Origin of the sequence: Shinella zoogloeoides, from assembly GCF_030733845.1 — a bacterium.
GTDB classification, from domain to species: domain Bacteria; phylum Pseudomonadota; class Alphaproteobacteria; order Rhizobiales; family Rhizobiaceae; genus Shinella; species Shinella zoogloeoides_C.
In genome coordinates, this window is record NZ_CP132313.1 from 442,048 (window position 1) to 455,765 (window position 13,718).

Annotated in this window: 10 protein-coding genes and 1 pseudogene; 7 read left to right on the forward strand and 4 right to left on the reverse strand. The window is 60.2% G+C overall.

Annotation, left to right across the window (positions count from 1 at the left end):
• Positions 1-110 precede the first annotated feature (110 nt).
• From Q9316_RS24965 to arsH, 6 genes and pseudogenes are all read left to right on the forward strand, one after another.
• Entirely contained in the window at positions 111-464 is a 354-nt protein-coding gene (locus tag Q9316_RS24965; RefSeq protein WP_306035972.1) for an ArsR/SmtB family transcription factor, read from the forward strand.
• On the forward strand, positions 461-901 hold the full coding sequence (gene arsN2, locus Q9316_RS24970) for an arsenic resistance N-acetyltransferase ArsN2 (protein ID WP_306035973.1): 441 nt from the start codon (positions 461-463) through the stop codon (positions 899-901). Before Q9316_RS24965 ends, arsN2 begins: the two co-directional genes overlap by 4 nt.
• A gap of 15 nt (positions 902-916) precedes the next feature.
• Positions 917-1,444 carry an arsenate reductase ArsC gene (locus tag Q9316_RS24975; RefSeq protein ID WP_306035974.1) on the forward strand — a complete coding sequence of 176 codons (528 nt, stop codon included), beginning with the start codon at positions 917-919 and terminating at the stop codon, positions 1,442-1,444.
• The gene (gene arsB, locus Q9316_RS24980) at positions 1,444-2,502 is read left to right on the forward strand and encodes an ACR3 family arsenite efflux transporter (protein WP_306035975.1); all 1,059 of its coding nucleotides are present in this window, start codon (positions 1,444-1,446) and stop codon (positions 2,500-2,502) included. Before Q9316_RS24975 ends, arsB begins: the two co-directional genes overlap by 1 nt.
• Before the next feature lie 2 nt (positions 2,503-2,504).
• A pseudogene (arsC, locus tag Q9316_RS24985) lies at positions 2,505-2,789 on the forward strand (arsenate reductase (glutaredoxin)); the annotation flags it as partial.
• Positions 2,790-2,897: 108 nt separating this feature from the next.
• The gene (gene arsH / locus Q9316_RS24990) at positions 2,898-3,626 is read left to right on the forward strand and encodes an arsenical resistance protein ArsH (protein WP_306036368.1); all 729 of its coding nucleotides are present in this window, start codon (positions 2,898-2,900) and stop codon (positions 3,624-3,626) included.
• On the opposite strand, the gene arsK is transcribed toward arsH, so the two are convergent.
• Both arsK and Q9316_RS25000 read right to left on the reverse strand, forming a co-directional pair.
• Positions 3,618-4,880, reverse strand: a complete 1,263-nt coding sequence (gene arsK, locus Q9316_RS24995; RefSeq protein WP_306035976.1) for an arsenite efflux MFS transporter ArsK — start codon at positions 4,878-4,880, stop codon at positions 3,618-3,620. The genes arsH and arsK overlap by 9 nt on opposite strands.
• The gene (locus Q9316_RS25000; RefSeq protein ID WP_306035977.1) at positions 4,828-5,196 is read right to left on the reverse strand and encodes an ArsR/SmtB family transcription factor; all 369 of its coding nucleotides are present in this window, start codon (positions 5,194-5,196) and stop codon (positions 4,828-4,830) included. The genes arsK and Q9316_RS25000 overlap by 53 nt, the downstream gene beginning before the upstream one ends.
• A gap of 37 nt (positions 5,197-5,233) precedes the next feature.
• Between Q9316_RS25000 and Q9316_RS25005 the strand changes: the two genes are divergently transcribed.
• Positions 5,234-5,749, forward strand: coding sequence for a DUF6428 family protein (locus Q9316_RS25005; protein WP_306035978.1), 516 nt, complete (start codon positions 5,234-5,236; stop codon positions 5,747-5,749).
• 82 nt (positions 5,750-5,831) lie between these two features.
• Here Q9316_RS25005 and Q9316_RS25010 read toward each other — a convergent pair whose 3' ends face one another.
• Positions 5,832-6,998: a GGDEF domain-containing protein gene (locus Q9316_RS25010; protein ID WP_306035979.1), complete on the reverse strand. Its 1,167-nt coding sequence runs from the start codon at positions 6,996-6,998 to the stop codon at positions 5,832-5,834.
• 423 nt (positions 6,999-7,421) lie between these two features.
• Complete coding sequence (locus Q9316_RS25015) at positions 7,422-12,536, reverse strand: autotransporter outer membrane beta-barrel domain-containing protein (RefSeq protein WP_306035980.1); 5,115 nt, start codon at positions 12,534-12,536, stop codon at positions 7,422-7,424.
• Positions 12,537-13,718 lie beyond the last annotated feature (1,182 nt).

Sequence of the window (13,718 nt, forward strand, 5' to 3'; positions counted from 1 at the left end):
ACCTGCGATATTGCTCACTCTTGACGGCAAATCACGAAATTCCAGCTGTTGCTGGAAGTGCAGGATGCTTACTTGGTTGACAAGGATATAATATCCACTATTCTGGATATATGGATAACGAAAAAGCGATTGCGGCGCTCGGCGCCTTAGCCCAGACCACGCGGCTGGAGACCTTCCGGCTGCTCGTGCGCCACGAACCCGACGGCATTCCGGCAGGCGAACTCGCCCGTCTCATCGACGTGCCGCAGAACACCATGTCGGCGCATCTCGCGACACTTTCGCGGGCCGGGCTCGTCACGAGCGAGCGGCAGAGCCGGTCGATCATCTACCGAGCCGATCTCAATGGTCTGCGCGAACTGACCCTATTCCTCCTGAAGGATTGCTGCGGCGGCTCGACGGAGCTTTGCGCGCCGCTCATCGCCGAGCTGACGCCCTGCTGCGCGCCGGAGGCGAAGCTGTCATGAGCACGATCCGGCTGGAGCAGGTTGCAGGCAATGACATCGGTCTCAAAGCAGCTTTGATAGACACCCATCTGCCAACCGGTGACGTCGAGGATCACGGCCGGGCTTTCTTCAAAGCCGTGTCGGCGGATGACCGGATCGTCGGTTTCTCCGGCGTCGAGCGTTGTGGCGACGATTTTCTCCTCCGGTCGGTCGTCGTGCTTCCCGATCACCGCGGACAAAACCTGGGTGGGGCATTGGTCGAGCAGACCCTGGCCGGCCTCGGTCGGGATGGTGACGTCTTTCTCGCAACGACGAGTGTGGCGCTGTTCTTCGCACGTATCGGATTTTCGGAAGTTCAACGGGACAGCGTGCCCGCAGCCGTGCTGGCGACGCGCCAGCTTTCCTCGATCTGCCCATCGTCAGCGACCATCATGAGGCTCACCAACCCGCCGACCTAACCACGGACCACGACCATGACTGACAAGACCTACAACGTGCTGTTCCTCTGCACGGGCAATTCCGCTCGTTCTATTCTCGCCGAATCCATCCTCAACAAGGAGGGTGGCGGACGGTTCAAAGCCTTCTCCGCCGGCAGCCAGCCGAAGGGCGAGGTCAATTTGCGTGCTCTGAAGGAGCTGGAAGCGTTGGGCTATCCATCGACGGGCTTCTCGTCGAAGAGCTGGGACGTGTTCGCGGAACCCGGTGCGCCGCAGATGGATTTCATCTTCACCGTCTGTGACAGCGCCGCTGGCGAAGCTTGCCCGATCTGGATCGGCCATCCGATGACCGCCCATTGGGGTATCGAAGACCCTGCCGCCGTCACGGGCTCGGACGTCGAGATCCAGCGTGCCTTCGCTCAGGCCGCACGTTTCCTCAAGAACCGGATTGCCGCGTTCGTCAGTCTGCCGCTGGCATCCATCGATCACATGGCGCTCGAAACGAAGCTTCGCCAGATCGGTGCGATGGAAGGTTCGACGTCGCCGCAGGGAAAGTCCGCCTGATGTCCACCTTCGAGCGCTATCTGACCATCTGGGTATTCTTGTGCATTATCGCCGGTGTTGCCCTCGGCCATGTCATGCCCGGTCTCTTTCAGATCATCGGCGCGGCCGAGGTCGCCAAGGTGAACATCCCCGTCGCGATCCTGATCTGGTTGATGATCATTCCGATGCTGCTCAAGATCGATTTCCGGTCTCTGGCGCAGGTCGGCACCTACTGGCGCGGCATCGGCGTGACCCTGATCATCAACTGGGCCGTCAAGCCATTCTCGATGGCATTGCTCGGCTGGCTATTCATCGGCTGGTTATTCCGCCCCTACCTGCCTGCAGACCAGATCGACTCCTACATCGCCGGCCTGATCATCCTGGCCGCGGCTCCCTGCACGGCCATGGTGTTCGTCTGGAGCAACCTGACACGCGGGGAGCCATTGTTCACGCTATCGCAGGTGGCGTTGAACGACGCCATCATGGTCGTCGCCTTTGCTCCGATCGTCGGCCTGCTGCTTGGCCTCTCCGCCATCACCGTGCCGTGGGATACGCTCGTTCTCTCCGTCGCTCTCTATATCGTCGTGCCCGTCATTATCGCGCAGATCATCCGCCGCCGGCTCACGGCTGAAGGAACGACGCGGGCACTGGATGGCGTGCTGGCAAGGTTGCAGCCTATTTCAATGGTGGCGCTGCTCGCGACGCTGGTTCTTCTCTTCGCCTTTCAGGGTGAACAGATCATCGCCCAGCCCGCTGTCATCGGCTTGCTCGCCGTGCCGATCCTGATTCAAGTCTATTTGAACTCCGGCCTCGCTTATCTGCTCAATCGGATGGCCGGCGAGCGGCATTGCGTTGCCGGCCCGTCAGCCCTGATCGGCGCCAGCAATTTCTTCGAACTCGCGGTTGCCGCCGCCATCAGCCTGTTCGGCTTCCAGTCTGGTGCAGCACTCGCCACCGTCGTCGGCGTCTTGATCGAAGTGCCTGTCATGCTCTCGGTCGTCTGGATCGTGAACCGCTCGAAGGACTGGTACGAGGCCACCCCTGCCGTTTCCCGAACCGCCGTCACCGAAAGGCATTGACCATGGACGTCACCATCTACCACAACCCTGCTTGCGGAACGTCCCGCAACACGCTGGGACTGATCCGTGCTGCCGGGATGGACCCCGTCGTCATCGAGTATCTGCAGCGCCCGCCGACCCGCGAGCAGCTTGCGACGATGATCACAGATGCCGGCCTGACTGTCCGGGAAGCCATTCGCGAGAAAGGCACGCCCTATGCCGAACTCGGCCTCCACAACCCGGACTTAAGCGATAACCAGTTGCTCGACGCGATGATCGCAACACCGATTCTGATCAATCGCCCCTTTGTCGTGACTCCCCTCGGCACCCGGCTCGCGCGTCCGTCCGAGGTCGCCCTCGACATCCTGCCAGATACCTTCAAGGGACCGTTCTTCAAGGAGGACGGTGAACAGATCATCAGGAGGGAAAGCGCATTGCCTGATACATTCCCCGCATTGCAAGGCGATCACCTGCACTCGACTGATCTCGAAGCCCTGCGTCCCGCATACGCGACGCACAGACCGCGCATCCTGATCCTCTACGGTTCGCTGCGCGAAGTGTCCTATAGCCGCCTGCTTGCATTCGAGGTTCGCCGGCTGCTCGAACGGCTCGGATGCGAGGTTCGGATCTTCGATCCCAAGGGCTTGCCGCTCCCCGATGAAGCACCCGTCGGCCACCCGAAGGTGCAGGAACTGCGCGAGCTTTCGCAATGGTCGGAGGGCCAAGTCTGGGTCAGCCCGGAACGCCATGGCGCGATGACCGGCATCATGAAGTCGCAGATCGACTGGATTCCGCTCTCGGTCGGATCGGTCCGGCCGACGCAGGGCAAGACGCTCGCGGTCATGGAGGTCTCGGGCGGTAGCCAATCCTTCAACGCCGTGAACCAGATGCGTATCCTCGGCCGCTGGATGCGGATGATCACCATTCCCAACCAGTCCTCGGTCGCCAAAGCCTATCAAGAGTTCGACGCCGATGGTCGGATGAAGCCCTCGTCCTATTACGACCGGGTGGTGGACGTCTGCGAAGAACTGGTGAAGTTCACCATCCTCACGCGCGATGCGTCCGCCTATCTCACCGACCGCTACAGCGAGCGCAAGGAACAGGCGGCGGAGCTTGAGAAGCGCGTTTCGCTGCGATCAGTTTGACGGGCTCGGGGTGGCGACAAGCGTCCGCCTGGTCGCCATCGCAACCGCGCTAAAGGCTGCGATGCCGATGGAGCCGAGGGCTGCGCTCAGGACGAGCGATGCGCCTATGCCGACATGCTCCATCGTCGCCGCGAAGGCAAAGGGCGCCGCAGCGCCAGCAGCCAGTCTTGCTGCCGCCATCTTGCCGGTGAGCGCGCCATATCCATCCGAGCCGAACAGGTAGAGGGGCAAGCTGCCCTGTGCGATGCTGTTGATGCCCGATCCGAGGCCGAGGCAAATCGAGAAGGCGATAGCGCCGGGGAGCCAGTTGCCGGACAGGGCCAAGATAACGACGCTCAGCACCATCAAGGTCGCGGAGACAACCGCAAGGCCCGGCGGCGCGAGCCGCGTGCCGAAGATCATGTTGATCAGGCGGCTGAGAACCTGCGCGGGTCCGAACAGCGAGCCGATGACGACGGCGGCACTCCCGAAGCCGAGCGCACCGAGCATCGGCACCATATGCGCCAGCATCGCGCCAAGCGTGAAGCTCAGCAGCGCGAATGCAGCGGACACGACGATCACTGCGCCGCGTCGGCGCTCGCGCGGAATAGCTCCGACGACAGGCTCGCGCATGGGTCTTTGCCTGCCGGCCGCGGCAACCTTTCCCTTCCGCATGATCCAGACGTGAAACGGCATGCAGACGAGAAGATTGAGCCCGGCATAGACCAGATAGATTTCCCGCCACGAGAGATAGCCGAGCAGCGCCGTGGCGATCGGCCAGAAGATCGTGGAGGCGAAGCCGGCGATCAGCGTGAGACAGGTGATGCTCCGCGACGCGGATCGGGGATCGGCTTCCACCAGCGCCGCGAACGCGGCCTGGTACTGGACCATGCCGGACGATATCTCCAGGAGGACGATGGCAAGGGCGAAGATCGCCACCGAAGGCGACCAGGCGCAGAGGATCAAGGTCAAGGCGGACAGCGCCGAGCCGATTGCCATCACGGTCGCCGCGCCGATACGGTCCATCTGGCGGCCGATATAGGGCGCCGACAGGCCGCCAACGAAGAGCGACGCCGAGAACACGGCAAAGACCTGCGCGACGGTGATGCCGAGGTCAGCCGCCATGCCGGGGGCCAGAATGCTGAAGCTGTAGTAGAGGGTGCCGTAGCCGATGATCTGGGTCAGGCCGAGCGCGGCGACGATGCCGACAGGAACCTTCGCACTACGCACGGACGCCGCCCTCGCTGCGCGCGGTATCGGTGCTGCAGCAGCCATCGGATCGCCCGACGCTCTCGCGGATTGTCGGATGCCCGGCGCAGCAATCCTCCATGAGGAATTTCACGAGATCGGCCAGCGCATCGTAGTTGGCGCTATAGACAATCGAGCGGGATTCGCGCCGCTGCGCGATAAGGCCTGAGCGCTCCAGCTCCTTCAGATGGAAGGACACATTCGAGGGCGAGACGCCCATCCGTTCGGCGATCACGCCGGCGGCAAGCCCGTCCGGTCCTGCGACGACCAGCGTGCGGACGATGGCGAGGCGCGTTTCCTGCGACAGGGCCGCGAATGATGTGAGGGCTTGACGCTCGTCCATATTTCAATAATCCTTGAATAATTGAAGAGTAGCGCGAATGAATGCGATCGACAAGGCCGTTTTGCCCGATATCACGCTCGGCCAGCTTCTCGACGGTCTCGCGGCCTCGCCCGAAGCGCCGCTGGTGTTCGTCTATGACGGGCACCCAGTGAAGACGGGCTACCATGTGACAGAGGTCAAGGCGGGCGCGTTCTCGGCGCTCGACTGCGGCGCCAATCCCGAAGCGTGGTCGGAGATGTTCGTCCAGCTCTGGGATGTCGACGAGGACGGCCGGAGCCACATGCCGGCGGGTAAGTTCTCGGCGATCATCCGCAAGGTTTCCGATCACGTTCGGCTCGATCCGGCGGTCAAGCTGACCTTTGAAGTCAGCGACGGAAATCGACCGATGGCGCTCTACTGCGCATCGTCGCCGCGCATGGCCGAGGACAAAATCGAGGTGGCGCTGACCGCAAGACCGGCGAGCTGCAAGCCGCGGGATCGTTGGTTAGCCGAGAACAAGGGCGCAAAAATCTCCTGCTGCAATCCGGCCGATGCTTCGCAATGTTGCGTATGAGAGTACCGTACCGTATGAAATCGCAAACTGGGTCAGAACCTGTCGATAGCCAAAACAGCGCTGGCAAGCTGGATACCGTCTCTCAACTGGACGCCATTCCAGCGCGCAGATTTTTGCCAACGGGTCGAACACAATCGCGTCCATCTGCTTTGGCCTGGTAAAGTGCGCGATCAGCACGATCCATAAGAGCCTCGAGGCCTTCACCCTCCTGCGCAATTGCAATTCCGAAACTGGCCGTCGGGTAGGCCTCTTCCGAAACGACGGACGGCGCGACCTCTTTGAATGCCTTCCGAGCCTCTTCGGCTAACAGGTGCGCGGTTGTGGCCTTGCCGGGTGGGAGAACTACCGCAAATTCCTCGCCGCCAAGGCGGGTTATAATCGCGTCACGCGGGGCTTTTTCTTTGAGAACTTCTGAAAAACGTCGGATAATCCTGTCGCCGCCGACATGCCCAAAGCGATCGTTAATCGACTTAAAGTGATCGAGGTCGCTCAGGATCACCGCAACCGGGGCGTTGCTTGTCTGTCGCGCCAACGCATCGCGCGCACGGGGTTCAAAACCCCTGCGATTGAATAGCCCGGACAGAGCGTCGACTTGAGCCTCCGATTTCATGCCCTCCATAACGTCGCTTGCGATCACCGCGAATATGCCCACCGCCGTCATTGCGCAAATAAGAGCATCCGAGATCGAGACGACCAGCCAATAACTTCCTTCGAACTGTCCGACCTCGGCGCCTGACGCGAGTAAATAAAGAGGCCTGAGCAAGAAACCCGCACACGAAATGATGATAAGGCCAAACAGCACTTGCTCAACCGGAGTTCGATATGAGGCCTTTGCAACGTCCAGCAGCATGATGAAACCGACCGCAGCGAGCCCGCAGTTTAGGTAAATAACTCGCGCCAGCAGGCTAAGCGCTACGAACTGATGGTAATAGAGCGCTCCCAACGCAACCGCAGCGATACTGACGAGGAACTCATAGCGCGGCCTTCGTCCGCGCCGGTTGGACAACCCGACGGACAACAATATCATTGCCAGCATTAGGAATACATTAGCCGACAACCGCAATACGGGGTTCTCGAACGCAAAGGCAAAATAGAATATGCCGAAGCAGAGAACCCTTATGGCATATGAAAGAACTAGGATACCAATATATCTAAGGTGTTTATGATGAAGCCAAAGAACAAACAGGGACACACAAAAGATCGCCGACATACTGGTATTCAGCAGACCAATGACGCTCTGATAGCTCATACCGTACCGCACACCAAGATCAACTCTTGCCCCTCGTCCACATGGCTAAGACTGTGATTACCCCTGTGTCCGTAAATATCGGGTGAAGCTGGTCCGAACATGGCCAAGTTACCTCCCGTTTCACAACGCCCTCCTAAATACTGTATCATTTGTTACCATGATCACGAAACCCGATAGCGGTAAAGCGATGCCCCGTTGAACAGGTGGCTACGCTTCCTCCTTGGTGCTTCCGGCTTGATTGAGGCTGACGGTGGCGGGAGTTGCTTGGCGGGTGGTTAAATCTTTTGAAGATAGGCGCCAGGTAACGGCGATATCACCGCTTTTCCCTGGCGGCGACGTCGCTGAGACAAGGCTATTTGAGCGTTTTCAGATGGTTGTTTGCCGCTAAAAAGAGCTTGTGTGGGCTACAAGCATATTTGCATCCTAGAATTTAACATTCAGGCCCATGCTCCCTGTCAGAGCATGGTTATGCCCGAAGTTGTTTAGACTCGTGTTGATCGTGGCTTCTCCATAAATGGCGTACTTATCATTGCCCCACCTGTAGGTGCCCCCTAGACCGAGGCCACCCCAGAGTGCTTCTTGCTCGGTCATGAACTTGACGCCGGAAACCCGGACACCCGAGTTCGAGTGTAAGTCGTAGTCGAGGTTTGCGATGCCATAGGCGTGGACACGGCGTGTCTGGCCGCTGCTGTCGGCCCAGCTGTTCTCGTAGTCCGCAGAAATGCCAAGGCGCCCTCTGAGCTTATGCGCGTCCTTCAGCGAAACCGCGGCGCCGAGGGAATCGGTAAAGTCGTTGTAGTCGATTTTCGAATAGGTCAGCTGTGCCTGCGGGGTCACTGACCAATTGGCGCCGAGCGCAATCTGCCGTCCAGCCTCCAGTCCGAATGCATAGCCGAAGCCGTCATTGCCCGAAATCCGGCCGGTAGCCACAGCGGAAGAGGAAAGGTCGCTGTCGTACCAGGTGGCGTTCGCCTGGGCATCAAGATAAAGTCCGGATGTCCCGTACCAGGTCATCGACCCATCCAGGCCAAAACCGGTACTTGTGATCGAGCCGTCGCCGAAAGTCGAAGACACATCGGCGGAGATTGTGCCGTAGCGCCCGGAAACACCGACGACCAGATCACCTGCATCTCCAGAGTAGAGCTCGCCATCGACCCCGCCCTGCAATTGCCAGATGTCGACGTTATAGTTCGCGCCTGTAGTCGACTGCTTGGGGTCGATGCTTACCTGTCGGCCAAGGATCCGCCCCCACATGCCGCTTCCCGCACTGTCGGCATCGACCGCCGAGTTCGCCACGGCCGCGCCGTTCGACCATGAGCGGTTGCCAAGGCGCTGTTGCAGCGTATCAAGTTGGTTGAAACTCTGCAGCACGTCTGCATAGACTTCGTAGATCGGAGTGAGCGGCTGGTAGAGGGGCGTTTCGACATTCAGGACCGAGCGCAGATACCAATCGCCGTCGGTGGTTGTGCTCCCGCCGCCCTGATAGAGGCGATACGCGTAAGCACCTGCTATCACCGCCTGGTCGCCCTCGAACACATAGTTCCCGAGAAGCGTGAAGCTGCCATCAGAGGCGCCGGCGACATCGATGATCTTGATGCCTTCGACGGTTTGTGCGCCGGCACCGGCGAGGTTGATCACGTGCACATTCGTATTGCCCGACGTGTTGCCGGTAACGATCAGTTTGTCGGTGGCAGAACTGTCATCGCCAAGCACGGTCTCGATTTCCAGCGTGCCTCCACTGCCGACATAGTCGCCGGCGACGGTGAGCATGCCGATCGAATCTCCGGGTGCAATCGTGCCGCCTGCAAAGTTAGTGGTTTCCCCCACCTGTCCAATGCCCTGAAGTCGCCCGCCTCTGACCGCCATCGATCCGCCCAGAATACCGTTGACCGCGAGAATTCCCTTCTTGACCTGGGAACTGCCCGTCAGGGCGGAACTGTCGCCCGTGAGAATGGTGGTTCCCATTCCAATCTGGTCGATGCCGCCGGTTCCGGTAATTGCACCGTCGAATGTCACCACATCCGTGCGGTTGAAGGCCAGAGTGCCATTGTTGGTCACGTCGCCCAGAAGCGAGCCCGTCGTGCCACCGTCTCCGAGTTCCAAGGTGCCGTCGGCAATCGTGGTGCCGCCAGTATAAGTGTTGTCGGCAGTGAGAATGGTCTTCCCGCTACCGATCTGATGGACACCCCCCGTCCCCGAAATGGCGCCGTCGAATGTCACGACATCCGCGCGGTTGAACGCCAGGATGCCGTTGTTGGTGACGTCGCCGTCGCCCAGGATCGAGCCGGATGTGCCGCCGTTGCCGAGTTCTAAGGTGCCGTCGGCAATTGTGGTGCCGGCGCTATAGCGGCTGTCGCCGGTCAGAGTAGTTGTACCCGAACCAAGCTTGTTGAAAGAACCGCTACCAATGATCGTGCCATTGAAGGTAATGTCGTCGGAGCGGTTGAACGCCAGGATGCTGTTGTTCGTAACATTACCCTCGAGGCTGCCCGAGGTGGCACCATTGCCCACCTGCAGCGTTCCGGCGGTGATCGTGGTGCCGCCGGTCTGAGTTGCATTGCCGGAGATGACGAGGTTTCCCGCTCCATCCTTGATCAGGGAACCGACGCCGCTCACACTGCCTGTAAGCGTCGCCGTCGTGCCTGCTTCGGTCAGGAATGTGCCTGCACCAGCCAGATCCACGCTGCGGCCGGAGGTGATATCGGCGGTGGTATTGAGCGTACCGCCATCGAACGACAATCCACCCGTGGCGTCACCGAGATTGGCGCCGGAGGCGATCCGCACCGTACCGCCATTAAGCGCCGTGCCGCCGGTATACGTGTTCGTGCCGGTCAGCACGAGCGTGCCGAGATCGGTCTTGACGAGTTGGCTGGTGCCGGTCAGTTCCGCGTCGACGGTGGCGGTATACCCTGCGCCTGTCGCCGTGCCGTCGCCGACGCGGACCGTCACCTGCGGCCCGACGAGCGTCAGCGCATCGCCAGTGATCGCATAGCCATCGGTGGCAAACTGCATGCCCGCAACCTTCACAGCACCGTCGCTATTGTCCACCATCACCGTGCCGGACGCGCCGGCAAAGACGGCGAAGCTGCCGTTCTGGTATGGGGCGTTGATTGCTCCGGTCGCCTCGGTCCAGTTGTCGTCGGCGCCGCCAACATGCCAGACGCCGTCGCCACCATTGATCGTCCCGTCATTCTTGAGGCCGGCACCACCGTCCCAGAAACTCAGGTCCAGCCCTGCCGTATTGATCAGGTTTACCTGGTGGTTCACCGCCGTCTGCACGATGGTGTCGCTGCCGAACGGCATCGTACCGAGTTCGAGTCCGTTGTCGGTCAAGGTGCCGTCGTAATTGAACACGCGGTAGATGCCGCTGCCGAAGGGGCCGCCGGACGACACGGACACATTGAGCGTCCCGTCCAGGATCAGGTCACCGCCGACATTGACCAAATCGTTGAGGGCGCCGCCGACCACGCCTGCTTCGCCGAACTGGTAGTCCAATGTCGCGCCGCTGGCGAGCGACAGGTCGCCGTTGATCGTCAGGGTGCCGGGACTGTTGCCCGGCGCCAGGACAGCACCGTCGGCGATCGTTACGTCGCCGCCCAGCGTGCCCCTGCCGCCGAGCGTGGCGCCGCTGTTCACCGTGGTCAATCCGGTCGCCGCACTCTGGTCGCCGTTGACCAACAGCGTACCGGTATTCACCGTGGTGGCGGCGAGATAGCTGTTGTCCGCAGTCAGTTCCAGCACCCCGGCACCGTTCTTGACCATCGTTCCGCTGCCCGAGATGACGCCGTCAAACACTAAGGTGTTGGACCGATCAAAGACCAGAGTACCAGCGTTTGTAACATTCCCGGCGACGGAGCCCGTGGTGCCGCCATTTCCCAGTTGTAACGTGCCGTCGGCAATCGTGGTGGCGCCTGCAAAGGTATTGTCAGCGGTCAGCGTTGTCTTGCCGGTGCCGCCCTGTTCAACCCCGCCGTTACCCGAGATCAGGCCGGAAAAATTGACATTGTCCGAGCGGTTGAACGCCAGCACACCCTCATTGGTGACGTCTCCGAGAATGCTGCCGGTCGTGTTGCCGTCGCCCAGCTGGAGCGTGCCGGCCGTGATTTTGGTGCCCCCGGTATAGCTGTTGTTTGCGGTCAGGATCGTCGCACCCGAACCGGCCTTCTCGACCGCACCGTTGCCCGAGATGACGCCGTCGAATGTCACTGAACCCGCGCGATTGAAGGCCAGAATACCGTTATTGGTAACGTCGCCAAAGATCCAACCCGTCGTTCCCCCGTCGCCAAGCTGCAGGATGCCTTCGACGATTGTGGTGCCGCCGCTGAAAGTGTTCTCACCGGTCAGGGACAACGTACCCAAGCCGTCCTTGGTCAAACCGCCCACGCCGGCAATCACAGGAGTGATGCGGATATCGTGACCATTCGTGTCGATGATTCCACCGCCGGCGCCAAGGTTCACCTGCTGACCGCCGTAGTTGGAAAAGAACGAGGCGTTATCGTCGATAGCGCGCACAATACCGCCATCGATTGTCAGGTCAGCGGTTCCCAGGCCGCCCCGGAATCCACGCGTTTCCAGAGTCCCCCGAGCCCCAGGCGTGCCGTTGACACTCAACGTCCCGCTAGCATTTGTCCCTGAAATGCCGAGGTGGACGCCCGTCTTGGCAAAAACACGCGCCCCATCTTCGATGGTCATCGAGCCGACGCCGAAATTTCCTAGGACGAGGTTGAAGTCCGTCACCTCCCAGCTCGAGTTGCTCCCCGTCACTGTAACGATCCCGACACTGCTGGCACCGGCTCCTACATAGCCCTGGGAACTGGTGACGGTGGCGCCGTCTTCGATGCGCATGGTACCTGTACCAAAGCTGCCAACCGTAAGCTGCCCGGAATTGACCCATGTCGAGACTCCGCCGGTGACGACCACATCTGCGGTGCTGGTGTCGCCAATAATAGCCAGCGTATTTGTGATACGCCCGCCATCCTCAATCCGCAAACTTGCCTTATCGATCGTCAGCCGTCCGGTATTTTCCCAGGATGAACCGTTTCCAGAAACCAGCGCGTCGCCGTGGAACAATTGCCCAAGATACGCATCCGTGTTTACGAGAACCTTGCCGCCATTGAGGATGTTCAGTGAGCCAGTGGCGCTTTCACCGACCAAGAAATAGCCGTTGTTGATCCAGGTTGAGGCATTTCCGCCACCATCCTCCCCGGACACAGTGACAACACCGTCGACAATGCCACTGCTGTTGGTGACCAGGCCGCCGTTTTCGATATTGAACGCCCCGCCATCCGCACGGGTTTCCGTGGTCGTCAATGTGGACCCCGCCCCCGTCACGGTCACCGTGCCGCCAGATCGTATGGTGACCGTGTCGCCTTCGGCATCGTTGCCGGAAATGATGGCATTGCCGGGGTTCACTTCGATAGACGTGGACGCATCCGGTACGGCCGAAGTGTCCCAGTTTCCTGCGTCGAACCAGTCGTCGTTCCCCGAAGCTCCGGTCCAGGCGGTCTGCGCCAATACAGGGTATGCGGTGCCAGCCATTAAGCAACCAAGCAACACAGCGCTTGAAAGCAACAAATTACGCCGTCTGGCGGCTGAATTGGCTGTGGGTCGCACAAGCGTCGATGAGGACGAGAACGGTGTGCCAGCCTCCCATATCGGCGATGCATGAAAAGCAACTTCGCAAGTCGGGGCAACTAGGGTTAGGTTTGGGCTTGTTCTCGACCCCAGCAATTTGCGCACCGTCCTTGTCCGTAAAAGCAGGCTAAAAAGGACGCAAAACTAAACCTCACCTATTGAGAGCATTTTGTGGTTAATTATCAGTGAATAGAAGGTGCTGTTGCAGCATTACCGCTGGCTGCATTCCGGTATCGAACAGTCTCTCTAACCCAAAGCACGGCCTCGGGAGCGTACGTGCAAAAGCCCTATCGCCGACAAAGGGCGTTCTCTACCTTTTTGTTTGAGTGCCCGAGGCACCTCGCTGGCAGCGCGTCTTCAGCCTAGATCGAATGCGGCGGAGCCTTGAACCAACCGGGAAGAGGATCTACTGCTCCATTGAGGCTAGTTTTGCGGTGGGGAGTACCGGAAACTATCAATGCAGCATTGAACGGGCCGACGGGCGTCGGGGTAAAAATAGGCTCGGTCTAGTGACCTTGAGCCGAGCAAAAAGCCTTTACCGAGATTAGTTTCCAGCTCTTGATGGGATCAGGATCGCCGACCCCAACCATTGCAACTACTTTTTGAACCAGCTCCACTAGCGAGGCCGACGACTTAGCTTACTCGGGCAATCGGATCGCTTAGGGAAGTGTGAGGCATCCGCCTCTCGGCATTGCCCCGTTCAAGGTAAGTTGATGATGATCCGGAGTTCGCACCTCCTGGAACAGGGTCCCGTCGAAACTGGCTTGAAAGCCGGTTCAACTTGGAAACTGGTGGGCATGAAGAGCGCTGCATCCTTCCGTGAAGTCGTTGTCTTGGGTTCGTCTTTCGGCGCGCGCCGCATACGACTGCCGACCTTACCGGCCGAATGGCGCAGGGTGGTATCCCGGCTGAGCGGCACCCTTCCTTGCATCCCGTCCCGTCCCGTCACCCGTCTCGCGCGCCACGTGTCACCCGACCGAACGACATTGGTACCTGCCCTAGTGGGCGTCGACCCGGCGCATCGAGGCCACGGTCGGCGATACCTTGATGGTGTACGCGCTCGCTCGATGCGATAGCGATCATACT